Origin of the sequence: Salinimonas profundi, from assembly GCF_014750655.1 — a bacterium.
GTDB classification, from domain to species: domain Bacteria; phylum Pseudomonadota; class Gammaproteobacteria; order Enterobacterales; family Alteromonadaceae; genus Alteromonas; species Alteromonas profundi_A.
Map to the genome: position 1 here is coordinate 1 of NZ_JABBXD010000014.1, position 25,213 is coordinate 25,213.

Consider the following 25,213-nt stretch of genomic DNA (forward strand, 5'->3'; position numbering starts at 1 on the left):
TGCGCATTCTAGAGATCTGAGCCGCGCCGTCAACACTTAATTTCAAAAAACTGTCATATTGCGTTTGTTTGCTTATTCGGTGTGCGATCTGTTTTATTTTGCATCAGATCTGGCGCAGATCGGCTATTTAAAGGATTGGATTTTATTGCTGATGATGGACATTAGTCGGACTTACTGGTCACAGTGCTTTCTTTGCCAGCATATTCCAATGGCGCTTCTTGCTTCAGGTATTTATCGATAGCCTGTTTTGCTATATCGCTAAGTCCCGTATTTTTAAGCTCGTACACTGTTCGTTGTGCAAATGCATCCTCGGCTTGCTGGTAAAAGCGTGTTTGTTTCAACAATTGCTGTAGCTCGCCGCTATCAACCAGTTGTTTCATACCGGCCTCTATCCTTTTAGCTAATTTAGTATTTGTCTTATTAACGTAGAAGAATAATGGATTGGGATAAAAGAGGAGATGATGCGATTCTATCTTCAGGTTTTCAGTTACATCACTTTGCAATTCAAGGGTTGCTTCGTGTAGTGCACGGGGGTAAGCATCTGCATAACCATTGCGCACCGCTCTGAAACCAGCACGATAAGGATTTCTGCTTACTGAAAAATGATTGTCTTCAAGAATCAGTGTGTCCGGCCAGTCCGGTCCCTGCGTCAAAACTAAATTACGCAAACTGTCCAGTGAGAGTGTTTTTGAAAAACGCGCATCGGTCTTTTTAACCATTAGTACCCGATAGCCGTAGAGCCCACCGATAACAGGCACTGGTATCGGTCGGGCACGCGCGTCACGCTCGGCATTACTGATCATCCATATAATGTCTGCGATGCCTTTTTCCAGATTCAGAAGCTGGCGAGTCTGAACTGTTGACTCGCGCTGCGCGTGCAACTCAAAACTACCATAGCTACTTTCGGTGAGTTCCAGCGCACGCGTAAGCACCTCGACAATGTAGACGTGAATTTCGTTGGTGGTGCTCACCTCGCTGGGAATATAAAATTGATGATGGTCTTTTTGCGACGGTGCAGACGTCGCCTGCGCCAGCGAATTGATGCTGCTATAGGCGATTCCCAGTACTATCCATATACCGCGCAACACTTTCATTGTTTACTCTGTCAGCCCGCAATCAAATGAACTTTCTCTTATTCAGATTAGTTCACTTCATACACCGCTGCTAAACAAAATTGTGTTTTTTTAAAAGGAATCGTTATAAATGGGTATGTCTTTGAAACGTGGTAGCCAGATGTGAACTGACGATATTTATTGTCCGTACTGCAATTGCCTGTTTCATCTCGCTGTGCTCAGCCATTTGATAAGCGCATACCAGCATATAGCTTAATGTTTGAAGCTTTGGGATCAGCCAGGTGCCTGAGGCATCATCCAGTTCCAATAGAATCTCTGCGATATCAAATGCACAGCCAAGATAAGGAATAGAGTCAGAATAACGGCCGGCATTAAATAAATACGTCCCTTGTTTCTCATCTCTGGCAAGAAAATAAACGGCCTCATTGGGATTGCTATAAACCCAGTCTGCATGTTTGTCACATAGATACGTAGCTTGCATATCAAAATCTCCGTGATTTTGTTTTAAGTTAGTCCATGCCTCGCAAACATGCAAATAAAAATCATTATCATTTATACATATTGAGCAGCAACCCACCCTGAGCTCCATGCCCACTGAAAGTTATAGCCGCCAAGCCATCCGGTTACATCGACAGCTTCACCGATGAAATATAAGCCTTTGACGTTTCTGGCTTCCATGGTTTTAGATGACAATTCATTGGTATCCACCCCACCCAGTGTTACCTCGGCGGTGCGATAGCCTTCGGTACCCGCAGGCTGGATGCGCCAATGATGTAACTGGTCAGCAATGTTCTGTATTTGTTTATCATTGAGTTGCCTTAAGGGTACGTTTGGCAGATCGAGAATTTTGACCAATGTGTCGGCAAAGCGACGGGCAAAACAGGTCGCGATAAAGTTTTTCAGCAAGACATTAGGCTTTGCTTCTTTTTCGGTTTTAAGTTTTTCAGCAAGATCTTCATTCACATTTAAATCAAGTTCTACCGGCTGCCCGTCCCAATAGGAGGAAATTTGTAAGATTGCCGGCCCTGATATGCCCCGGTGTGTAATCAGCATATCTTCAACGAACGAGGTGTCGTTGCACGATGCACGCACCGTCTGGGAGATACCTGATATTTCTGCTAACGAAGCTTTAAGTTCCGGCGGTAAGGTGAAAGGAACAAGACCAGCTTTGGTGGGCAGTACGTGCATGCCGAACTGCTCGGCAACTTTATAAGCAAATGGCGTTGCGCCCAGCTTTGGAAGACTAAGTCCGCCGGAAGCTATCACCAATGATTCACACTGATACTCGCCCTGGCTGGTTTGCAGCACATAACCTTCAGCAACCTTCTCAACGTGTGTAATTTCACAACGGGTAGTGACTTTAACGCCCCCCTTCTGACACTCAGCAAGAAGCATCTCGACAATATCCGAAGCGCTGTTGTCACAAAAAAGCTGACCGAGTGTTTTTTCGTGATAAGCAATCTTGTGATCATTCACCAGTCCGATGAAGTCCCATTGCGTGTAGCGGCTTAAGGCTGATTTACAAAAATGAGGATTTTGTGAAAGGTAGTTTTCCGGTGCAGCATACATATTGGTGAAGTTACACCGCCCGCCGCCTGACATGAGTATTTTGCGTCCGACTTTTTTGGCATGGTCCAATACTTCGGCACTTCTGCCACGCTGACCAGCCTGCGCTGCACAGAAAAGCCCCGCGGCTCCTGCACCAATAATAATGACGTCGCGCTTAATCACCCTGCTACCCCTGTATTAATCATCGCGCCGATTATACGCAGGGAAGCAACGGAACAAAACGCCTTTAAGGAATAAGTCGGACGGGGCCAGTCCCCGTCAGGCTTGCTCACTCATATAGTTCTGAGACCAGGACAGAAGCTCTATCCGGTTACGAGAGTGCGTTTTTCTGAAAATACTATAGATATGCGTTTTTACAGTATTTACAGAAATATGTAGCTGATCGGCAATTTCCTGGTTCTGTGAACCCTTAGACACCAGCTCAATAATCGTTAGCTCACGTTTGGTCAGCTTCGGATGTGCTGTCGAATCATTGGGGCGACTCGCACGAGTATTAGAAATAGCAGGACGACGAGCATACTGACGCATTCTGCGTAATGCTTCATTGATTGAACCGCGCTTAAACCATACGTCCATTTTATCTAAACGACGCACACCTTTAAGTAGCAGTTCGGGTGAGTCAGAGGCGTAAAACGTACCTTCGACACCCGCAATTATTGCCTCACATTCATCCAGTTCGCCTGGCTGAAGATTAAACAACACCCAGCGAGCATTACCATTACGCTGATAAAAATCGCTGAGCTTATTAATCTGTGTTGCGGCGTCATAGAAAACCAAATCCTGATTGGAGGTTTCCGGTAACGCCTCGGTGCTACCCAGTTCGATTACATCATAACCGCAGGTATCCAGCAGCCCTTTGAATAGATTAACATTTGGATCCGGCTGAACATCTGAATAGCAGGACGGAGAAATTAGGTACACATTGAACTTTTGGCCCTTTGCCATAAGTACAACCCTCCATGGCCCAGCGAAATAGAAGAACGTCAGACTGTCCTGACTGACTCGAATGCGCGCTGGGTATAGGTTTACAATACGTGAAGTACTGCCTGACCTTCACCTCGGAAAGTTTCGTTATTATTCTTCGATTCTAGCAGAGTGTGTTTACTGCACCAGAAATAAAACATTAAATTTATTTCGTCTGCTAAAAACGTATTATAACGAAAGCCTGAGTGTATACGCCACAATCTCAGGCTTGGTTTAATTAAATTACTGGCTCAGAGGCTGTCCAGCATTGTCTGTGCGTCCGAAACGTCAAAACGCCCCGGATCCTCAACGTTAAGTTGTGTCACAATACCGTCTTCAACCAGCATAGAATAACGCAGTGAGCGGGTACCGCCGAACGTACCGGTATCCATATCCAGCCCGATATTTTTGGTAAAAACGGCGTTGCCATCGGCCAGCATAATGATTTCATCTGCATTGCTGGCTTTCTTCCATGCATCCATCACAAACGCATCGTTGACCGAAACACACATTATTTCATCGATCCCCTTGGCTTTCAGTTTATCGGCCAAAGCAACATAACCAGGCAGATGCGCTTCTGAACAGGTGGGGGTAAAGGCGCCGGGCACACCAAACACCACCACTTTCTTATCGCCAAACAGTGCATTGGTGTGCGGGTTGATAAGCTCTCCATCCCTGATTATTCCGAACGACACTTCCGGTAAGGAACCACCTACATTCAACATGATTTTCTCCTGATTATTTTATGTAAACATCAAAGCGATGTTTTTTACTGGCTATTGCCATTGACGGCGTTATGTCAGCAAGGCATGCCGCACTGTTAGGCCGTTTCACAATCACCCGCTTTTTAGCCAGACCGCGGGCCGGCGCTAACAACTGGTCAGCGTCCGGATCATCGCCCAGCAAATGCTGAAACATCTTCATTTCTTTTTTTACTGCTGCCGCTTTTTTACGATGCGGAAACATGGGATCCAGATATACCACATCCACATCGGGTGTTTTCCAGCTTGCCATAACCTCAATACTGTTACCGTGTACCAGCGAAAGTTTTTCGGCCTGTGCCGGGTCGGTCAGCGCCAGCCGGCGCAACCCGTCTTCCAGTAAGGCAGCAACGACCGGGGATCGTTCCACCATAATGACTTCGCAACCCAGAGAAGCCAGCACATAAGCATCTCTGCCAAGCCCTGGTGTTGCATCTAATACAGTAGGAACATTCTGCCCCTTCAGTCCTACTGCTTTAGCAATAGGTTCCTTTTTACCGCCGCCGTGCTGTCGACGATACTGAATATCACCGGCCAGAAAATCAACGTAGACACCCTGCTGTCGTGGTTGTTCGTTATCTTTAAGTTGTAGCAGATTATTGTCAATTACCAACATTAACCCTTCGGGTAAGGTTGCAGCGACGGGCAGTGCCCATCGAGACGCTATTGTCTGCGCCAATTCTTTTTCTTCGCCACTGGCATCGGGTGATAACCATAAAGGCACCGATTCAGGCATGACCATACTGCTCCTTATCGCCAATCCAGCGGTTGATGATAGCTTGCGCATGTGAGGGATACTCGCGCCACAGACGTTCTGCAATATCCTGCACCTGCGGTATCAGCGCCGCATCACGAACCAGATCCGCAATGCGTAGCTCTGCGATACCGGTTTGACGTGTGCCCATTAATTCTCCCGGACCACGTATTTCCAGATCGCGCTGAGCGATATAAAAGCCGTCGCTGGACTCTCGCAAGACGCCCAATCGCTGGGTTGCTGTTTTTGACAGCGGGCTTTGATAAAGCAATACACACTGGCTTTCCACTGCACCACGCCCCACCCGACCGCGAAGCTGATGAAGCTGCGCCAGCCCTAATCGTTCCGGGTTTTCGATAATCATAATACTGGCGTTAGGGACATCCACCCCCACTTCAATGACGGTGGTAGCAACCAGCAGATCAAGCTCGCCCTCTTTGAACTGCGCCATAACTTCCGCTTTTTCAGCCGGCTTAAGGCGGCCATGCACCAACCCTACGCGTAAATCAGGCAGCGCGGTTTTTAAGGTTATGGCAGCATCTTCTGCCGCCTGACACTGCAAGACTTCGGATTCGTCGATCAGCGTACAAACCCAGTATGCCTGGCGCCCATTTTTACAGGCTTCATGAACACGGCCAATGACATCCTCTCTGCGGGTATCAGGCACCACCACGGTTGTCACGGGTGTCCGGCCTGGTGGTAATTCATCAATGACGGACGTATCCAGATCTGCGTAAGCTGTCATCGCCAGCGTTCGTGGTATAGGCGTGGCCGTCATAATCAGCTGATGAGGAAAGCGGCCCTGCGCTTCACCCTTTTCTCTCAGGGCCAGTCGTTGATGCACACCAAACCGATGCTGCTCATCCACAATAACTAACGCCAGCTGCTGATAAGTCACATTAGGCTGGAAAATAGCGTGGGTGCCCACCAGCATCTGAATGTCGCCGTTGGCTAAACGCGCCAGCACCTGTTCCCGCACTTTTCCTTTCAGCTTTCCGGCCAGCCAGCCCACTTCAATACCCAGAGGCGACAGCCATTGACGAAAATTATTTGCATGTTGTTCAGCAAGCAACTCTGTCGGTGCCATCAGCGCGACCTGATACCCCGCCCCGATTGCTGATAATGCAGCAAATGCTGCCACAAGGGTTTTGCCCGAACCAACATCGCCCTGCACCAGGCGCATCATGGGCTGCCCGCGCTGCATATCTTGTTGGATATCTGCCGTTACTCTGGCCTGAGCACCTGTGGGTTCAAATGGCAGTCCCGCTAACAGTTGCTGAATCAGTCTGTCATCAACGGCAATAGCAATACCGGGTTGCTGGTCAGACACCTGCCTGACTTTCAAAACGCTAAGATGATGGGCGAGCAATTCTTCCAGTATAAGACGATGCTGTGAGGGGTGTTTTCCTTCTTCCAGCAACACCAGACCGGCATCCGGCGGCGGCCGATGGACCAGATGCAAGGCATCTTTAAGTGAAACTTGCTGCGCATACATCCCCTCTGGCAACAGGTCAGCCACAGCGCCTTTATCAAGCAATGCCAGCGCCTGCTCGGTAAGGTTACGTAACGTTAGCTGCTTCACCCCTTCTGTGGTGGGATAAACCGGTGTCAGGGTCGGTGAATCTGGCCCGGCATCTTCTTCGATAAGGGCAAATTCGGGGTGCATCATCTCCAGGCCCCACTTGCCGGTGCGGATTTCACCAAAACAACGCACCTGATTGCCCGGCGAAAGCATGGTTCGCTGCACTGCGCCAAAATGAAAAAATCGCAACGTGATGGTGCCGGTGCCGTCACTGACTTTAACCACCAGCATGCGTTTTTTGCCGTACTGGATATCCGCGCTTTTGACTTCACCCTGAATGCTGACATGCGTAAACGGGCGACAGCTATCTACAGCGTAAACCTGCGTTCTGTCCTCGTATCGGGACGGCAAATGAAACAGCACATCCTGAACGGTACGAAGGCCTATTTTCTCGAGCTTCTCAGCCACCTTTGCCCCTACTCCTTTCAGGGTAGTAATCGGTGTTCGTGCCAGAGACTGCATATTCAGTTTATCGTCCTGTTTTACATGGTTTAAAACGTTGAAAGTGTAAACCACCCGATAGCTAAAGGCGAGTCGCATCCACTATTAGTCAGCCTTTGTTATTTTTAACAAAGTATTTACGTTTTAAGGCAATGCAGTTGCCCGAATCACTTACCGCTTTAAGGTATACCAATCCTCATATTATCTGGTGTAGCAATGAAAAAAATTCTGCTCGCAGCCGCAATCAGCTCAACGTTCACAGCCATAACGTCATTTGCTTCCGATGAAGCATCCCCTGCCATATACCAGGATACGTCTGTCGAAATGCAAACCCGGGTAAAAGATTTAGTCTCCCGGATGACGCTGGAAGAAAAAATTGGCCAGATGTACAACGATGCACCGGCAATTGAACGCCTGAACGTTCCGGCTTACGATTACTGGAACGAAGCGCTGCATGGTGTGGCTCGCGCCGGACAGGCCACTGTATTTCCTCAGGCTATCGGGCTAGCGGCCATGTGGGATGATGAGATGTTGCATACTGTTGCCACCGCAATTTCTGATGAAGCGCGCGCCAAGTATCATTTTTATCAGCGTGAAGACATTCGTTATCGCTACACCGGGCTGACCTTCTGGTCCCCCAATATCAATATTTTTCGTGACCCACGATGGGGGCGCGGTCAGGAAACCTACGGCGAAGACCCATTTCTTACCGGCGAGCTGGGAGTGGCGTTTATCAAAGGCTTACAGGGCGACAATCCTGACTATCTGAAAACAGCCGCCACAGCAAAACACTTTGCCGTTCATAATGGTCCTGAGATCAGCCGCCATTCGGACAATTACGTGGTATCAGACAAGGACCTCTACGATACCTATCTGCCAGCGTTTAAGAAGGCGGTTGAAGAGGCGGATGTTGAAGCCGTAATGTGTGCCTATAACCGTGTAAATGGTATGCCCGCCTGTGGCAGTGACATGCTGCTTAAAGAAGTGCTTCGCGATGAGTATGGTTTTGACGGTCACGTGATGTCCGATTGTGGCGCGATTCGTGATTTTTACGATCCGAAGGCGCACAACGTGGTAGAAGCCCCTGCGGCTGCGGCAGCCTGGGCAGTGAAAAGTGGTACCGATTTAAACTGCGGCACGGGCGCACTGAGTACCTTCGCCAATCTTGGGTTTGCCGTCCAAAAGGGGCTCATCGACGAAGCGCTGATTGATCAGGCCGTCGAGCGGTTATTTATGACGCGTTTTAAACTTGGCATGTTCGACAGCGATGACAAGACAAACTATGCCGCTATTCCTATGGATGTGGTTGGCTCTGACTCCCATATGAAACTTACCGAAGCCGCCTCGGCCTCATCGCTGGTGCTGCTAAAAAATAACGGAATTTTGCCACTGACTTCGGATAAAAAGGTTGCTGTTATCGGGCCTAATGCCAACAACGAAGATGTATTACTGGGCAATTACAATGGCATTCCCATTAATCCGGTGACACCGCTACAGGGTTTAGAGACATACCTGGGCAAAGACAACATCACCTATTCACCGGGCAGCGCCATTATTGATGATATCTACGGCCATGCTGAGATTCTGGACAGCCGGGTACTGTTTCATAAAAAAGACGACGGATCGCTGGCACCCGGCCTGACGGGAAAATACTACTCGCTCGCGCAAGGTCAGATTTCTGATTATACCCAGCTGACATTCCCGGTTACTGCCAGCGACCAGCCGCAACTCACACGTATTGATAAAGCGATGGACTTTTATTTCGAGCGCTCGCCTATCGATGACAGCGTACTGGGAAATTTTGGTGTTATCTGGGAAGGGGTAATACAGCCTGAACATGATGGTAAATATCAGTTTGATAGCGATGCACAGATTAAGATAGACGGCAAAACAGTCACCGATACTGTTGCGCTCAAGGCCGGAAAAACCTATCCGATTACCATCAGTATGCAATTTGCCGACAATAAGGTAAGTAATACCTCTGCCATCACCCGAAAACAGTTTACCGTTCGCTGGGTTAATACCAGTGAAGATTTACAGCAGCAGGCCGTGGGCGTTGCTAGTAACGCCGATGTAATTGTTGCCGTGGTCGGTATCACGCCGCGTATAGAAGGCGAAGAAATGCCGGTTAAACTGGACGGGTTTAATTATGGTGACAGAACCGACATTGATTTACCTGACGAGCAGCAGGCGCTACTTATGGCCCTGAAAAAAACCGGCAAACCGGTAGTGTTAGTAAACTTCTCCGGTAGTGCCATGGCACTGAACTGGACCGATGAAAACGTGGATGCAATTGTTCAGGCCTTCTACCCGGGCGAGGCCACAGGCACCGCACTGGCAAAAATACTTTATGGTGAGAGTAATCCATCGGGTCGCTTACCGGTCACCTTTTACCGTGACCTTAATGGGTTTGCTGACTTTGATGATTATGCCATGGACAACAGAACCTATCGCTACTTTCGCGGAAACGTGCTCTATCCTTTCGGACATGGACTGGATTATAGCGACGTGACCTACTCTGACTTGCAGGCCCCCTCAACACTTCAGTCGGGCGAGCCTTTATCGGTGACTGTTACGCTGGAAAACGCCAGTGATTTTACGGCAGATCAAGTCACTCAGGCCTATGTGAAAATGCCGGATGCCCCCACCCGCGTTCCTCGCGTGGCCTTAAAAGCATTCAGCAAAGATCAGGTGAAAGCGGGGACTACCGAAACGATTACATTAACCATCGTTGCCGATGAGCTTACTTATGTTGATGATAACGGCGAGTCGGTGGCATACACTGGGTCGCTGCATCTTTTCGTCGGCAATGGTCAGCCGGCACATGCAAAAGAGAAGAAAATACAACATGCTGTAATCGATATCGCGCAATAATCGCAGCATTAATAAAAAAGGCCAGCATGATGCTGGCCTTTTTTGATTTGTGGAAAACAACCTGTTACTCAGGCAGCTCCATTATTCCATCAATTTCAATTTGTGCGCCCTTAGGCAGCGCTGCAACGCCTATTGCCGCACGGGCAGGATAGGGCTGACTGAAATATCCGCTCATGATTTCGTTCACTTTTGTAAAATGTGACAAGTCCAGCATGTAGATATTTAGTTTCACCACATCATTCATCGAGCCACCTGCGGCCTCACAAACCGCTTTTACATTCTCAAATACCTGGCGTGCCTGCATTTCAAAGTCTTCTGATACCATTTCCATCGTATCGGGCACCAGTGGAATCTGGCCTGATAGATACACCGTGGTACCGGCTTTGACCGCCTGGCTGTAAGTGCCAATAGCCTGTGGTGCATTGTCGGTCTGAATAATTGATTTAGACATAATCGGATCCTAATTTTGATTTAATGCTTTAACTGACTGTGGCGTGATACACGCTGAACTTCTGGCATGGTGCGGATTTTCTTCATGATACGCGCCAGATGCACACGATTGTGGGTGGTCAGTTCAATATCAATAAAATAGATATTACTTTCTTTTTCTTCTGTTTGTAGCCCGATAATATTGGAATCGGTACCAGAGATGGTGTTGGTCAGTGTTGCCAGCGTTCCCTGATGGTTATAAAGCTCTATGCGCAGTGACGCTTTAAACTCGCCCTGAGGTTTCTCATCCCATTGCATTGGCAGCACGCGCTGAGGCTCTTCTCGCGACAGCTTGCGAATATTGTTGCAGCCTGTCTGGTGAATAGTCATCCCCCGCCCGGGGCTTAACACCGCGACAATCTCATCGTCAGGTATCGGATGACAGCATCGCGCATAATGCACCAGTAGTCCTTCTGTTCCGCGGATAGCCACATTGCCTTTCTTATCCGGCAGCTCTTCGCTTTGTCCTAACAAACGTCTTGCAACAATGGCACTCAGTTCGTTACCAAGGCCAATATCGACCAGCAAGTCATCAAAGTTCTGATGTTTGGTTTCCGCCACTACGCGGTCAATATCTTCACCGGGAATGTCATCCAGTTTGGCGTTGCCCAGGGCGTGGCGTAATAAGCGATTTCCCATATTCACCGCTTCCTGGGAATGCTGTTTACGCAGGTACTGACGGATACGGGTACGAGCGCGGGCGCTGACCACAAAGTTGAGCCAGTTTGCGTTTGGCTTAGCTTTAGGTGAGGTAATAACTTCTACCGTCTGGCCATTTTCCAGCGGTTTACTTAAGCTGTAGTTGCGCCGTTCGACCCGCACTCCCACACAGGTATTCCCAATGTCAGAATGCACCGCATAGGCAAAGTCGACGGCAGTCGCGCCTGTCGGCAGCTCAATGATACGACCATCCGGCGTAAAGACGTAAATTTCATCAGGAAACAGGTCCGTTTTCACCGACTCGATAAATTCGAACGATGAACTGGCACTTTGCTGTAATTCCAGTAAAGTTTGCATCCATTTGCGTGCGCGCAACTGGGCGGTAGTATCGCTATCGCCGGGTTCTTTGTACATCCAATGGGCCGCTACGCCTTTATCTGCCATTTGATCCATGGCATGCGTGCGGATTTGTACTTCCACCGGGATACCATGAGGACCAATTAACGAGGTGTGCAGGCTTTGATAACCATTGGTGCGTGGAATGGCAATGTAGTCTTTAAAGCGGGTTTCAATAGGCTTATACAAACTATGGATAGCGCCCAGCGTGCGGTAACAATTATCAACGGAATCGACCAGAACTCTGAACGCATAGATGTCCATTACTTCGTTGAACATCAATTCTTTGTTGCGCATCTTACGGTAGATAGAGTAGAGATGTTTTTCACGACCAATCACGATGGCCTTCATCTTATACTCATCAATGCGGGTATCCAGCTCCTGACGAATATTTTCGATGATTTCCTTGCGGTTACCTCGCGCCTGTTTAACAGCAGATTTCAACGCTCGGTGACGCATCGGGTACATCGCCAGAAAACCTAAATCTTCCAGCTCATTTTTGACATCATGAATACCCAGACGGTGTGCTATTGGCGCATAGATTTCGAGTGTTTCAAGCGCAATACGACGACGCTTATCCGGCCGCAGGGCACCCAGCGTACGCATATTATGCGTGCGATCCGCCAACTTGATGAGGATAACCCTGATGTCCTGCACCATTGCCATCATCATTTTACGGAAGTTTTCTGCCTGTGCTTCCTGCTTGCTGTTAAAGGCAATTTTATCGAGCTTACTGACCCCTTCGACCAGTTCGGCGATCGTGTCACCAAATGCGTCGGCCAAATCGTCCTTACTGTAATGCGTATCCTCGATAACATCGTGGAGCAACGCCGCCATCAGCGTTTCGTGGTCCAGATGCATATCCGCAAGAATGCCAGCTACCGCTACCGGGTGTGTGATATAAGGGTCACCACTGGAGCGCATCTGACCATCATGCGCTTCATGCGCCAGCACAAATGCATCCTGTACCAGCTGAACACGCTCAGCCGGCAGATAATCGGAAATTTTTTGTTTTAAGCCCTCGAACAAATACACAGTATTTAACAGTTTTCCAATCTAGAGAATGAACAGACAGAATACGGGGAATTACTGTCGATGCCAATGCAAAAACGCCAGGGATCGCGACGATCACTGGCGTTTTGGACTAAAGGATTAGGCGCTGTGCAGATTATTGATCTGACAGAATGTTCGCAACTGAAGAAAAGTCAGCTTGTTCCTGCTGCTCCTGATCGCGCATCGCATCTTGCTCCAGCGTCTCAACAGTGACCAGACCTTCCTCAATTTCACGAAGAGCGGTTACAGTAGGCTTATCATTTGCCACATCTACCATGGCTTCTTTGCCTTCTGTTGCCAGCTGGCGAGCACGACGGGCTGCAACCAGCACCAAATCGAAGCGGTTACCTACTTTATTTATCGCATCTTCTACGGTTACGCGAGCCATGAAATTCTCCGAAAAATGAATTGAGCAGTATTTAAAACGGCCGCGCAGTATAGCTTACAACCGTCCTCAGTCCTAGTGTTTTGTTCGATTTTACATCATTAAACGTTAACGATCAGCGTTTTGATCGCCCAGCAGATCTTTTATCAGATCCAGGTGCCGCATTTGCTGCTTAGTAGTGCGTTGTCTTTGCGCCCGTACCACCGATTCCAAATCGCTCAGTGCCACCGAAAAATCATCATTCACCAGTACATAGTCGAACTCGTCATAATGAGACATTTCGGACACGGCCTCGCGCATCCGCGACTCAATCACATCGTCACTATCCTGACCACGGCGATTCAGACGTTCTTTGAGCACTTTGGTCGACGGCGGCAAAATAAAAATACCGCAGGCATCCGGCAATAGCTTTTTCACCTGACGCGCGCCCTGCCAGTCGATATCCAGAAACACGTCAATACCACGGTGCAGCGTTTGTTCGATGGTTACCCGGGAGGTGCCGTAGTAATTATCAAACACTTCAGCCCATTCAAAGAATACGCCCTGCTCAATCAGCTTTTCAAACTGTTCGCGACTGACAAAATGGTAATGAACGCCATCTTCTTCGCCCGGACGCGGTTTGCGGGTGGTATGAGATACTGATACTTCCATTGGAAAATCAGCAGCATCCCCATGCTTTTCAAGCAACGCTTTGATAAGGCTCGACTTACCTGCCCCGGATGGCGCAGCAAGAATAAACAAATTTCCTAATTGAGATGCCATAAGTGTATTTTTGAAAATCTAATAAGGTGGTCATTTTAACGTGCAATGGTAGCATAATCATCAAATGCCGCTACGGCTAACATTGATATGCCTGCCACTAAGTAGTGCGGGCACTGACAGTAATAAGGTGTTAAACAAGTATTATGTCTGATTCTTTAATTCCACATGTTGAAGTGAATACCGGCGATAATCCACAGGCGTGCGTTATCTGGATGCACGGTCTGGGCGATTCAGGTCATGGTTTTGCGCCTATTGTGCCGGAGCTGAAACTGCCTGAGTCAATGCCGGTAAAATTTCTTTTCCCCCATGCCCCGGTACGCCCGGTCAGCATCAATAACAATATGGAGATGCCGGCCTGGTACGATATAAAATCTTTGGATTTTAATAGCCGGGCCGATCTGACTGGCGTTGAAGAAAGTGCCGGGCAGATAAAACAGCTTTTTGATGCTCAGGTAGAAGCCGGGTTTGCTCCGGAAAAGATTGTTCTGGCAGGATTCTCCCAGGGCGGAGTTATTGCGTATCATCTGGGCCTGAGAATACCGCAGCGCATTGCCGGAATTCTGGCATTGTCCACCTATATGTGCGAACCGGGTCTTATTGCTGAACAGGCCAGCGAGGCAAACCGCAATGTGCCTATAATGGTTGCACACGGCGAGCAGGACCCGGTGGTGCCTAAAATTTTGGGCGAAATGGCGGTTAAGGCATTACAGGAAAACGGCTACGAGCCACAGTGGCACACTTATCAGATGCAGCACAATGTATGTATGGAAGAAGTGCAGCAGATAAGCAAATGGCTGCAGGCCCGTCTGGCCTGATTTGTCATAGGCCCTTCGACCCCGGGCTGGCTTCAAACAAAAACAGGAATAACTATCATGTCGGCTGAAAACCGAACAATCAGAATTGCGACCCGTAAAAGCGCGCTGGCGTTATGGCAGGCAGAGTATGTTAAATCGCAATTATTAGCGCATCATCCACAGTTGACGGTTGAACTGGTACCGATGAGTACGCAGGGTGATAAAATTCTGGATACACCGCTGGCTAAAATTGGTGGCAAAGGGCTGTTTATCAAAGAGTTAGAAATTGCCATGCTGGAAGGCCGGGCCGATATCGCTGTTCATTCAATGAAAGATGTACCGGTTGATTTTCCCGATGCGTTCGGTCTGCATGCTATATGTGTCAGGGAAAATCCGTTCGATGCTTTTGTTTCCAACGCTTATAGCGAGCTTGATGCCCTACCTCAGGGCGCTATTGTTGGCACCTCCAGTCTTCGCCGTCAGTGTCAGATTCGTAAGTACCGCCCCGACCTGCAGATTCGTGATTTGCGTGGTAACGTCAATACCCGTCTGGCGAAGCTGGACAATGGCGATTACGATGCCATTATTCTGGCCGCTGCCGGCCTGATACGACTGGAAATGCAAGACAGAATAACCCAGCAACTTCCTGCTGAGGTATCGCTACCGGCGGTCGGTCAGGGTGCGGTAGGCATCGAATGCAGAAATGACGATGCGCAGTTAATCAAACTGCTTGAAGCGTTAAACGATCCGCAAACGCATTTGCGTGTCACCGCGGAGCGCGCCATGAATACCCGGCTTGAGGGAGGGTGTCAGGTCCCGATTGGCAGTTACGCCACCCTGGATGACAATACACTTACCATCACCGGTATGGTAGGCAAACCCGATGGTACGGAACTCCTGTTCGCTTCGGCCACCGGCGACTCTCACCGCGCGGACGAACTGGGTACAGAAGTCGCCGATGCACTGCTTGCGCAGGGCGCAGGAGACATTTTAAGAGCGCTTTACGAATAGTCATGTATTTACTGACCAGGCCGGTTCCCGGTATTTTCAAAAGTCAGCACGCCTGGCAGAAGGCGGGATTGACGGTTACCTGCCTTGGCGTGGTCGATATCGTTAGCTGTGACGAGCCAATCAGCCAGCTTGAAACCTTTCTTAGGCACGTTAAACCAGCCTTGGTGATTGTAACCAGCCAATATGCAGCGCGCGCATTGGCAAACCTACATTTAAGCACTCCTGCTCCGCACTATTTTGCGGTGGGTACCGCAACCGCTGAGGTACTTGCCCGGTCAGGTATTAACGCGCAGTGCCCGATGACACCAACTTCCGAAGGTTTACTTGCGCTTCCGGCGTTAAAAGATGCAAAAAATCAGCAGATCGCTATTATAAAGGGAGAAGCTGGTCGAACCACTTTAAGCGACACCCTGAGTAACGCTGGCGCAATTGTGCAGGAATTTGCGGTTTATCGTCGAATTATCATGAAAGCACCGGCACAAACAAACCAATGGCAATGGCCTGACGTAAAAGGCATTATTGCAACAAGTGAAGAAATGGCGAAGCAGCTGTTCAGACATTATGACAGCGCATTACTAGCACCACTGCCCTGGCTAACGGTGAGTCCCAGAGTCGCTGAAACAATTCGTGCGCTGGGTGTGAGCAACGTAAACGTTGCCCCCGGCGCCAGTGATGAGCAGTTATGCCAATGGATAAAGGAAAATTGGGAGTAAGCATGGCGGACAACGATAAAAAAGAAAATGGCGCAGATTCGACGTCTTCGACAACGTCTCACAGTGATAAGCCCGCAGAAAATAAAGCCTCCTCCAAGGCCTCCTCTCCAGCACAATCACCTGACAGCAGTAAACCGGAAAAAGCCAAATCAGTTTCGGGCGCTGCTACATCTGCATCATCAAAAACAGCTGGCAAGAACCCCTCCCGGGCTAAATCAAAATCTGTATCAAATACTTCTGAGAAAAAATCGCCTTCCACCGGCGGTCTTTGGTTTTTCGTTATTCTGACATTTTTGCTCACCGTTGCCCTGGCTGGCGCTGGGTACTGGTATTGGAAACAGCGTGCGGATAATAATCAGGCTGTGCTGCAGTCGCAATCCGAACAGGCCGAGCGCATTGATGCGATGAACCGTCAGAACAGAGACCTGCAGTCAGAGTTGGCGCAATTGGCCGAGTCAAAACAAGCGCTCAATCAGGCAATTAGCGAACTGCAGAACAAAACACTGGCCCTGCAGCGTCAAAGTGAGCAGGCATTGTCACAGCTTGAAAATATGGAAGGCAAGCGTCCGTCAGACTGGTTACTGGCAGAAGCCGATTACCTGGTAAGGATGGCAGGCCGGAAAGTCTGGTTAGAAAAGGATATCAAGACAGCAGTCATGTTGCTTTCAAATGCTGATGAACGCTTATCTGAGCTTTCGGATCCATCAGTGCTGCCCGTTCGCGAGAAGATTGCCAAAGATATTCAGATGCTGCGCCAGCTAAACCCTGTTTCACGTACATCTGTAGCGCTAGCCATCTCGGGCATGCTTTCGCAGGTTGAATCGTTACCTCTGGACACGTTTGAGCAGCCAGACACCGAGTCGCAGCAGGGCGAGCTAAGTGAGTCAGTCGATGACTGGCAAACAAACCTGAAGCAAGTCTGGCGAAATATTGTTGATGACTTTATTTCTGTTACCAGAACAGAGACCCCCATTGAGCCGGTCATGAGCCAGCAAGAGCAGTGGCTTAGCCGTGAACAGCTGAAATTACAGATGATGCAGGCACAGTCAGCTGCAATAGGCGGCAATAAGTCGCTGTATGACCAGTCGCTGCAAAATGCGATGGACATCATCGTTAACAAATACGATATGGATGCCAGTGCTATAGAGCAGTATATGAACGCTCTCCAAAATCTTATTGATACGGACATCAGTCAGGAGTTACCGGAGTCGCTGGAAAGTGCTGACCCATTACGCCGTCTGCTGGACAAGCGCGTGGATGATGCCTTTGGTCAGGGGGCCCGTGCTCTATGAAAAAGCTGATTGTATCTGTATTACTGATAGCCGTAGTGCTTGCGGCGATATTGATTGCACCACAGGTCATCGGCGAAAAAGGCTATGTGCTGATTTCAATGGGTTCGTTGGTCATAGAAATGACCGTGGTCAGTCTGGTTATCAGCGTACTCATTGGCATTCTGATTGCCTGGGTGATCTGGCGTTTGGTAAAAGCCATCGTGCATTTGTTTTCAGGCTCATGGCAGTGGTTTGGTAGCCTGAGCCGCAATAAGCGTCGAAAGAATTTTTATCGCGGTATTCAGGCCTATGCCGAGGGTGATTTAGAAGCCTCTAAAAAAGCATTTCAGCATGCTTCTGACGGAGACTTCGATGGTGTTGATTTGCTGATTTCAGCGCAGGTAGCCCATGAAATGGGGGAATGGGATCGGTGTCAGTCTTTGCTGGGCCACGCCGCTGATTACCCCCACTCACGTGTCGCCGCTGCATTAATGCATGCACGCTTGTTGATGCTCAGACAGCAGCATGAAAAAGCGCTGTCAGTACTTGGTACACTTGATGAAGACAACGCTGAACATCCTCAGGTGGTCAAAACCAAGGCTGAATGCATGGCAGCGCTGGGGCATTGGCAGCAAATTCAGAATCATCTACCGCAGTGGCGTCGTACGCTTAAAAAAGATGCAGTGCCCCTGGCGCAGCGTGCTGCCAAAGGTAAGTTTGCCGAGATTGCCAGTAAGCAAGGTGCCAACGCGCTTAAACAATACTGGGAAGAATTACCTCGTAAAAAGCGCCACGATATTGCGTTTCGCGCAGCCTACGTTGAACAACTGACCGAACAGGGTATGCATCATGATGCCGAAAACTGTCTGGTAGAGTGGCAAAGCAAAGGTCCGGAAGAGACACTGTTACCGATGTTTCGTCGTCTGAAAATGCCCAATCCGACGGCCTCTGTGAAGTTACTCGAGTCTTGGATTAAGAAGGACGATAAAAACGCCACGCTTTACTCGGTGCTGGGCGAGCTGGCCTTTAACGCTGGCGATTATTCACTTGCCGAAAGAGCATTGATGAAGGCCGTTAAACTGCGTGAGAACGCCCATGATTTGATGCTGCTGGCTGAAATCAGTGAACGTCAGAACGATAACAGCAGGGCATTAGCGTTTTATAAGCAAGGCGTGGCTGCTACTTCCTGATTATCGCCATGTGAAGGTCGGGAATAGGTTTCACCCGGCCTTCACGAAAATTATTACGACTTTGGTTGATGTAAGTCGATAAAGGTCTTTATACTAATTGCTCATTCTTGTCGGAGTGCTTGTTTAACAAGCTGAGACCGCGATGCGGGATCCGTTGAACCTGATCAGGCTAATACCTGCGAAGGGAACAAGGCGAGTTGCGTAATGCTATTTCTTTTCATCCCATCTGGGGTGTGAGGCATTACCGACGTCTTTCAACCTCCAGACAAGCATTTTTTACTATTTTCAAAAGGCAAAAATGCTATGTCAAACCGTCGTCAGCAACGTGCTGAAGCCCAATCGTTTATTAATCAGCTGAAAGGCGAAGCTTATCCCAATTCGGTAAGAATCTATGAAACCGGCTCGTCTGCCGATATTCGCGTTCCTATGCGCGAAATACACCTGACCGATACGCAAATTAATACACATACCAGCGAGCCCAATGCGCCTGTACCGGTCTATGATACGTCAGGTCCTTATGGTGACCAGGCCTGTCCCATTGATGTAAATAAAGGTTTGCCCGCGCTCAGGGCTAAATGGATTGAAGCGCGTCAGGATACCAGCCCCCTTCCCGGCGTTTCATCCACCTATGCTCAGGCACGTGCTCAGGATATCGCGCTAGATGAGTTACGTTTTGCCCGCCAGCGGGCGCCCCTTGCTGCAAAAGGCTCATCGACCGTAACCCAGCTTTATTATGCCCGCCAGGGCATTATCACGCCTGAAATGGAATTTATTGCCATCAGAGAAAATATGGGTCGTGCACGGGTTCATGATGAGACGCTCACGCAGCAACATGCCGGAGAAAGTTTCGGCGCCAACCTGCCAGCCCAAATCACGCCTGAGTTTGTGCGCAAGGAGGTGGCTGAAGGTCGCGCTATTATCCCTGCCAATATCAATCACCCGGAAGCTGAGCCGATGATTATCGGTCGCAATTTTCTGGTTAAGGTTAACGCAAACATTGGCAATTCAGCTGTGACCTCCTCCATTGAAGAAGAAGTCGAGAAACTGGTGTGGGCCACGCGCTGGGGCGCCGATACCATTATGGATTTATCCACCGGACGCAATATTCATGAAACCCGCGAATGGCTGCTGCGAAACAGCCCAGTTCCTCTGGGTACGGTTCCTATTTATCAGGCGCTGGAAAAAGTCGGTGGCGTTGCTGAAGATCTGGACTGGGAGATATTTCGCGACACCCTGATAGAACAGGCTGAGCAAGGTGTGGACTATTTTACTATTCACGCCGGTGTTCGCCTGCCATTTGTGCCGATGACTGCCAACCGTGTCACCGGCATTGTCTCTCGCGGTGGCGCGATTATGGCAAAGTGGTGTTTAAGTCATCACAGAGACAGCTTTCTGTATGAGCACTTTGAGGAGATTTGCCAGATTTGCGCTCGCTATGATGTGTCGTTGTCATTAGGCGATGGATTGCGACCCGGTTCAGTGGCCGACGCCAACGATGAAGCTCAGTTTGCTGAGCTGCGTACGCTGGGCGCGTTAACCAAAATCGCCTGGAAACACGATGTGCAGGTGATGATTGAAGGGCCCGGTCATGTGCCTATGCACATGATCAAAGAAAACATGGAAGAGCAGCTTACCCACTGTCACGGCGCGCCGTTTTATACACTTGGCCCGCTGACCACTGATATAGCGCCCGGCTATGACCACATCACATCCGGAATTGGCGCAGCGATGATTGGATGGTACGGCTGTGCGATGCTTTGCTATGTCACCCCGAAAGAGCATCTTGGCCTGCCGAATAAAGAAGATGTCAAACAGGGGCTGATTACCTACAAAATCGCTGCTCATGCAGGCGATTTGGCTAAGGGCCACCCCGGCGCGCAAATTCGCGACAATGCGATGTCCAAAGCCCGCTTTGAGTTTCGCTGGGAAGACCAGTTTAATCTGGCCTTAGACCCTCATACCGCCCGCGCCTATCATGATGAAACCCTGCCTCAGGCATCCAATAAGGTCGCACACTTTTGCTCTATGTGCGGGCCAAAGTTTTGCTCAATGAAAATATCACAGGAAGTGCGTGACAGTGCTCAGGCCGAAGAGGGTATGCAAGCCATGGCGGAAAAATTCAACGAGCAAGGGGCAAAGCTATACGTTGACGCCAGTGAGGTAAGTTAAATGCGCAGCACCATTCCTGTTATATGGTGCATTGGAGGTCTGGATATCAGTGGCGGCGCCGGCTTAACCCGCGACGCCGCCACGGCCAGTGCACTTAATTGTCATGCAATGTTGGTTGCAACCACACTCAGCGCCCAGTCAATCACCCACGCACACAGTGTCATGTCACTGGCACACCATGTTGATTTGCAACTGCAGGCTGTTGCATCTCATGCTCCTGCTGCCATCAAAATTGCCGCGGTCAGCGATGACATCATCTCAGCGCTGGTACCAAGGCTCAGGGCGGTTAAGCAACAGACAGATTATGTGCCGGTAATCTGGGATCCGGTGTTACGTACCTCTGCCGGATCCACCTTAGGCACGCTGAGCGAAGCGTCTGTTAAGCAGCTGCTTGCTGTTGTTGATGTCGTGACACCGAATGATACAGAAATGACGATGCTCTCGAATCAGACTGAGGCGGGTAACGCCGCAGACTGGTTTATCGCCCATGGCGCCAAAGCTGTGGTGATAAAAGGCGGCCACCGGGCAGATGAACGTGCCACCGATAAGCTGTTTACCGGTTCAGCGCAATGGGATTTCTCAAGTCAATGGCATCCCGGATCTTTGCGTGGAACAGGCTGTATGTTTGCAACCGCCGTAGCAAGCTTTATGGCTCGTGATTACATATGTGAAGATGCGGTATGCCTGGCTAAAGCTTTGATTAATCAGGCGTTTCGGACCAGACAACATATCGCAGCGGACACCAGTGTTGCCGGCGTTATCACATGGCCAGAGCACAGTGACGACTTTCCTGATGTCAGGCTCAACGAGGAGACCTCTTTTACCGCACCTTTTGCACAATTGAGACATAAAACCCCCGGTCTCTACCCGGTGGTCAGTTCCTGTGAATGGCTTGAGCTGGTGTTAAACGCCGGCGTTCATATTGCGCAGCTTCGAATTAAAAACGCGGCGACACCAGACTTAAATAAACACATTCAGCATGCTGTTGCGCTGGGCAAGCACTATAACGCGCAGGTCTTTATAAACGACCACTGGCAGCTGGCAATAGAGCATGGCGCATATGGCGTGCACCTGGGTCAGGAGGATCTGGCGCATGCCGATTTACAGGCGATTGCCAATGCCGGCTTACGTCTGGGCATCTCCACCCACGGCTATGCGGAATTATGCCGGGCATTGGCACTATCCCCCTCTTATGTGGCGCTGGGTCATGTTTTTGCCACGAAGACCAAGCAAATGCCGTCCGTGCCCCAGGGATTAAAAAGACTGGCCAGTTACCGTAAGTTGTGTGGCGACATGCCCAGCGTCGCCATCGGCGGGATAAGTCAGGCGCAGGTTGAAAAAGTGTGGGCTACCGGCGTCAGCAGCGTAGCCATGGTTAGCGCTATCACCGACTCACCGGATCCTTCTCAGACCATTGTTGAGATCCAGCACTTGTTGCGGCAATCAGGAGCCAGTGATGACTGATTCGAAATGGTTTTCGCGGTATAGCCGACAACTGCTGATTGATGATTTTGATGACACGCATCAGCAAAAGCTGGCGCAGGCCAGCATCGTCATTATTGGTATGGGTGGCCTTGGCTGCGCTGCCGCCATGCATCTTGCTGCAAGCGGGATTGGCACTCTCAGTTTGATTGACCCTGATAGTGTCGCGCTGAGCAACCTGCCGCGCCAGACGCTTTATACCGAAGCTGACGTTGGTGAACCGAAAGTGCAGTGCGCCCGGGCTCGACTCAATGCGAACAACGCCCACTGTAAAATCAGCATCTTCGAGCAACCAGCACAGGATGAAAGCTTGCAGGCAGTATTTGCAGCATCCGATCTGATACTGGATTGCACCGATAATGCAGAAGCAAGACGCTATATCAGCAAGCAGGCCAGGCACTTCCAAAAGCCGCTGTTAAGCGCTGCCGCCTGGCCAGCAGGCCCACGTCATTCCTTTTCACTGGAATAACGATGCAAGTTGCTATGGCTGTCTGCATGCACTGGACGCGACACCAGAGGCATCGTGCTTATCTCACGGTATTCTCGGCCCGGTGGTGGCGATTGCCGGTACGTATCAGGCATTACTGGCTATCAATTTTATTACGCATCGTCATGCTCTGCCGTGGGGAATGCTGATGCAGTTTTGTGGCCGCAGCCTGACCTGGAAACATCTGCGCTTGCCACAGGCCGCAGACTGTCCGATCTGTCAGGAATAAATCATGAATATTACGATAAACGACACCCCGTATACCCTCACGGAGCCAACCAGTCTGGATGCTATTCCACAGATAATATCGTTGCCAAAAGACGCACTGGCACTGGCGGTAAACCAGTGTATTGTCCATCGCGAAAACTGGGCGAAAACCGTCCTGCAGGATGGTGATCATATCGATGCATTTACTGTTGTTGCCGGAGGATAATCAGTGCTTACCATTCATGATAAAACCTTTTCATCGCGCTTGTTTACCGGTACCGGTAAGTTTTCCTCGCCCTCGCTAATGCAACAGGCCATTTCTGCCAGCGGCAGCCAGCTGGTCACGGTGGCCATGAAGCGCGTTTCAGATAACAGGCAGGCGGATCCCACTCTGGCTGCGTTAAACGAACTGAATGTTACATTGCTCCCTAACACATCAGGGGCACGCAATGCACAGGAAGCCGTATACGCCGCCAGGATTGGTCGTTCGTTACTTGGAACAGACTGGGTAAAACTGGAGATTCACCCGGATCAACGCTATTTGCTGCCCGACTCCACTGAAACGCTTAAAGCTGCCGAACAACTGGTTGCCGATGGATTCGTCGTTTTGCCCTATTGCAGCGCTGACCCGGTATTGTGTAAACGACTTGAGGAAGTCGGGTGTGCGGCAGTCATGCCCCTTGGTGCTCCCATAGGGTCAAATCAGGGATTACTTACCGCACCGTTTTTAACCATTATTATTGAGCAGGCTGGTGTACCGGTGATTGTTGATGCGGGTATTGGAAAACCCAGTGAAGCCATGGCCGCGATGGAAATGGGGGTAGATGCGGTGCTGGTAAACAGTGCCATCGCCAGCGCCCGGGCGCCCGTGGCAATGGCAACAGCGTTCGCTCAGGCTGTGAAAACCGGGCGGACAGCGTTTGAAGCGGGTCTGGGACGCGTAACAACACAAGCCAACTCATCAAGTCCGCTAACGGGCTTTCTGGACGCATTATGACGCCGGTAGCAGATACACTCAGAAAGGTAGATTGGGAGAGCGTCAGCATGACGATTCCAGCCAAAACCCCGCAGCAGGTAGAGCAGGCGTTAGCAGCGCAGCAGCCTGACATTAACGATTTTATGGCCCTGATATCCCCTGCCGCCGAGGCTTACCTGGAACCCATGGCAGCAAAAGCACAGCAGCTTACCCGTCGGCATTTTGGTAATACCATGTCGATGTTTGTTCCTCTGTATCTGTCAAACCTGTGCGCCAACGAATGCACCTACTGCGGGTTTACCATGAGTAATCGCATTCGCCGCAAAACGCTATCGATGGATGAGATAGCTCGAGAAGCTGAAGCTATACGGAAAATGGGCTTTCGGCACCTGCTACTGGTCACCGGCGAGCATGAAACCAAAGTGGGCCTGCCCTACTTTCTTGAAGCGCTGACCGTGTTACGACCTTACTTTGATTATCTGATGCTGGAAGTTCAGCCGTTAGACACTGCTGAATACCAACAACTGCAAAACGCGGGGATTGATGGCGTACTGGTATATCAGGAAACCTATCATCGCCGCCGCTATGCACAGTATCATTTGCGCGGCAATAAAAAGGATTTTGACTGGCGACTGGAAACCAGCGACCGCCTCGGCCAGGCACAGATGCAAAAAATAGGCGTCGGCGCGCTGCTTGGTCTGGCCGACTGGCGCACCGACAGTACCTTTGCCGCCCTGCACAACGCACTGATCCACAAACATTACTGGCGCTCGCGATGTGCCATGGCCTTTCCGCGATTACGCCCCTGTGAAGGCGGTGAGGCCGCCGCTTCAATGATTAGCGATAAACAACTGGTGCAACTGATTTGCGCCCACCGGATCATGCACCCGCAGACCGAGCTTTCGCTCTCCACCCGTGAATCAGCATATTTTCGTGATAATGTGGCTCGGCTGGGCATTACCAGCATGTCAGCCGCCTCTCAAACACAGCCCGGGGGCTACAGTGAACACACCAGGCAGCTTAGTCAGTTCGATACAGAAGATCGCCGCTCTGCCACTGAGGTAGCCCATGCATTGATGCAGCAAGGGCTGGAACCGGTCTGGCAGGACTGGCTGTCCGGATTCAGTGGTTGACCTGACGATATGACTGCC

The 25,213-nt window shown here is 50.0% G+C and carries 24 protein-coding genes and 1 riboswitch; of the genes, 13 read left to right on the forward strand and 11 right to left on the reverse strand.

From position 1 onward, the window contains the following. Nucleotides 1–161 precede the first annotated feature (161 nt). From HHX48_RS17010 to recG, 7 genes are all read right to left on the reverse strand, one after another. Nucleotides 162–1,094, reverse strand: a complete 933-nt coding sequence (locus HHX48_RS17010) for a type 2 periplasmic-binding domain-containing protein (RefSeq protein WP_191026537.1) — start codon at nt 1,092–1,094, stop codon at nt 162–164. 103 nt (nt 1,095–1,197) lie between these two features. After that, entirely contained in the window at nt 1,198–1,554 is a 357-nt protein-coding gene (locus HHX48_RS17015; protein WP_191026538.1) for a hypothetical protein, read from the reverse strand. A 71-nt stretch (nt 1,555–1,625) separates the two neighbouring features. Next, entirely contained in the window at nt 1,626–2,804 is a 1,179-nt protein-coding gene (locus tag HHX48_RS17020; RefSeq protein WP_191026539.1) for a BaiN/RdsA family NAD(P)/FAD-dependent oxidoreductase, read from the reverse strand. Nucleotides 2,805–2,900: 96 nt separating this feature from the next. Beyond that, on the reverse strand, nt 2,901–3,587 hold the full coding sequence (locus HHX48_RS17025) for a response regulator transcription factor (protein ID WP_191026540.1): 687 nt from the start codon (nt 3,585–3,587) through the stop codon (nt 2,901–2,903). Nucleotides 3,588–3,856: 269 nt separating this feature from the next. Beyond that, nucleotides 3,857–4,330: a peroxiredoxin gene (locus HHX48_RS17030; RefSeq protein WP_191026541.1), complete on the reverse strand. Its 474-nt coding sequence runs from the start codon at nt 4,328–4,330 to the stop codon at nt 3,857–3,859. A gap of 13 nt (nt 4,331–4,343) precedes the next feature. Further along, nucleotides 4,344–5,102, reverse strand: a complete 759-nt coding sequence (locus HHX48_RS17035) for a class I SAM-dependent methyltransferase (protein WP_191026591.1) — start codon at nt 5,100–5,102, stop codon at nt 4,344–4,346. Beyond that, a complete protein-coding gene (gene recG, locus HHX48_RS17040) occupies nt 5,095–7,242 on the reverse strand; it encodes an ATP-dependent DNA helicase RecG (protein ID WP_263406974.1) in 2,148 nt (715 codons plus the stop codon). Before recG ends, HHX48_RS17035 begins: the two co-directional genes overlap by 8 nt. Before the next feature lie 117 nt (nt 7,243–7,359). Here recG and HHX48_RS17045 point away from each other — a divergent pair, with 117 nt between their 5' ends. Then, the gene (locus HHX48_RS17045; protein WP_191026542.1) at nt 7,360–10,017 is read left to right on the forward strand and encodes a glycoside hydrolase family 3 C-terminal domain-containing protein; all 2,658 of its coding nucleotides are present in this window, start codon (nt 7,360–7,362) and stop codon (nt 10,015–10,017) included. A 64-nt stretch (nt 10,018–10,081) separates the two neighbouring features. Here HHX48_RS17045 and HHX48_RS17050 read toward each other — a convergent pair whose 3' ends face one another. The 4 genes from HHX48_RS17050 to gmk form a co-directional block, all read right to left on the reverse strand. Then, nucleotides 10,082–10,468 carry a RidA family protein gene (locus HHX48_RS17050; protein ID WP_191026543.1) on the reverse strand — a complete coding sequence of 129 codons (387 nt, stop codon included), beginning with the start codon at nt 10,466–10,468 and terminating at the stop codon, nt 10,082–10,084. Nucleotides 10,469–10,488: 20 nt separating this feature from the next. Further along, entirely contained in the window at nt 10,489–12,597 is a 2,109-nt protein-coding gene (gene spoT, locus HHX48_RS17055) for a bifunctional GTP diphosphokinase/guanosine-3',5'-bis pyrophosphate 3'-pyrophosphohydrolase (protein WP_191026544.1), read from the reverse strand. Nucleotides 12,598–12,730: 133 nt separating this feature from the next. Further along, on the reverse strand, nt 12,731–13,003 hold the full coding sequence (gene rpoZ / locus HHX48_RS17060; RefSeq protein WP_139754837.1) for a DNA-directed RNA polymerase subunit omega: 273 nt from the start codon (nt 13,001–13,003) through the stop codon (nt 12,731–12,733). Between the two features lie 105 nt (nt 13,004–13,108). Beyond that, nucleotides 13,109–13,762 (reverse strand): guanylate kinase, encoded by a 654-nt coding sequence (gene gmk / locus HHX48_RS17065; protein ID WP_191026545.1) that lies wholly within the window; start codon nt 13,760–13,762, stop codon nt 13,109–13,111. Between the two features lie 143 nt (nt 13,763–13,905). On the opposite strand from gmk, the gene HHX48_RS17070 reads away from it, so the two are divergent. The 12 genes from HHX48_RS17070 (at nt 13,906) to thiH (ending at nt 25,195) form a co-directional block, all read left to right on the forward strand. Further along, the gene (locus tag HHX48_RS17070) at nt 13,906–14,577 is read left to right on the forward strand and encodes an alpha/beta hydrolase (RefSeq protein WP_191026546.1); all 672 of its coding nucleotides are present in this window, start codon (nt 13,906–13,908) and stop codon (nt 14,575–14,577) included. Nucleotides 14,578–14,634: 57 nt separating this feature from the next. Then, entirely contained in the window at nt 14,635–15,567 is a 933-nt protein-coding gene (gene hemC, locus HHX48_RS17075; protein ID WP_191026547.1) for a hydroxymethylbilane synthase, read from the forward strand. 2 nt (nt 15,568–15,569) lie between these two features. Further along, nucleotides 15,570–16,280: a uroporphyrinogen-III synthase gene (locus tag HHX48_RS17080; protein WP_191026548.1), complete on the forward strand. Its 711-nt coding sequence runs from the start codon at nt 15,570–15,572 to the stop codon at nt 16,278–16,280. Continuing rightward, nucleotides 16,256–17,572, forward strand: coding sequence for a uroporphyrinogen-III C-methyltransferase (locus HHX48_RS17085; protein ID WP_223858508.1), 1,317 nt, complete (start codon nt 16,256–16,258; stop codon nt 17,570–17,572). The genes HHX48_RS17080 and HHX48_RS17085 overlap by 25 nt, the downstream gene beginning before the upstream one ends. Further along, nucleotides 17,569–18,741: a heme biosynthesis HemY N-terminal domain-containing protein gene (locus tag HHX48_RS17090; RefSeq protein WP_191026549.1), complete on the forward strand. Its 1,173-nt coding sequence runs from the start codon at nt 17,569–17,571 to the stop codon at nt 18,739–18,741. Before HHX48_RS17085 ends, HHX48_RS17090 begins: the two co-directional genes overlap by 4 nt. A gap of 101 nt (nt 18,742–18,842) precedes the next feature. Then, nucleotides 18,843–18,945, forward strand: a riboswitch (TPP riboswitch). Between the two features lie 99 nt (nt 18,946–19,044). Then, the gene (gene thiC / locus HHX48_RS17095; protein ID WP_191026550.1) at nt 19,045–20,910 is read left to right on the forward strand and encodes a phosphomethylpyrimidine synthase ThiC; all 1,866 of its coding nucleotides are present in this window, start codon (nt 19,045–19,047) and stop codon (nt 20,908–20,910) included. Then, a complete protein-coding gene (gene thiE / locus HHX48_RS17100; RefSeq protein ID WP_191026551.1) occupies nt 20,911–22,374 on the forward strand; it encodes a thiamine phosphate synthase in 1,464 nt (487 codons plus the stop codon). Continuing rightward, a complete protein-coding gene (locus HHX48_RS17105; RefSeq protein ID WP_191026552.1) occupies nt 22,367–22,861 on the forward strand; it encodes a HesA/MoeB/ThiF family protein in 495 nt (164 codons plus the stop codon). The genes thiE and HHX48_RS17105 overlap by 8 nt, the downstream gene beginning before the upstream one ends. Nucleotides 22,862–22,883: 22 nt before the next feature. Beyond that, complete coding sequence (locus HHX48_RS17110) at nt 22,884–23,108, forward strand: hypothetical protein (protein ID WP_397541102.1); 225 nt, start codon at nt 22,884–22,886, stop codon at nt 23,106–23,108. Nucleotides 23,109–23,111: 3 nt separating this feature from the next. Then, entirely contained in the window at nt 23,112–23,312 is a 201-nt protein-coding gene (gene thiS / locus HHX48_RS17115) for a sulfur carrier protein ThiS (RefSeq protein ID WP_191026554.1), read from the forward strand. Nucleotides 23,313–23,315: 3 nt separating this feature from the next. Beyond that, nucleotides 23,316–24,083 (forward strand): thiazole synthase, encoded by a 768-nt coding sequence (locus HHX48_RS17120; protein ID WP_191026555.1) that lies wholly within the window; start codon nt 23,316–23,318, stop codon nt 24,081–24,083. After that, entirely contained in the window at nt 24,080–25,195 is a 1,116-nt protein-coding gene (gene thiH / locus HHX48_RS17125; RefSeq protein WP_191026556.1) for a 2-iminoacetate synthase ThiH, read from the forward strand. Before HHX48_RS17120 ends, thiH begins: the two co-directional genes overlap by 4 nt. The last annotated feature ends 18 nt before the right edge of the window (nt 25,196–25,213 follow it).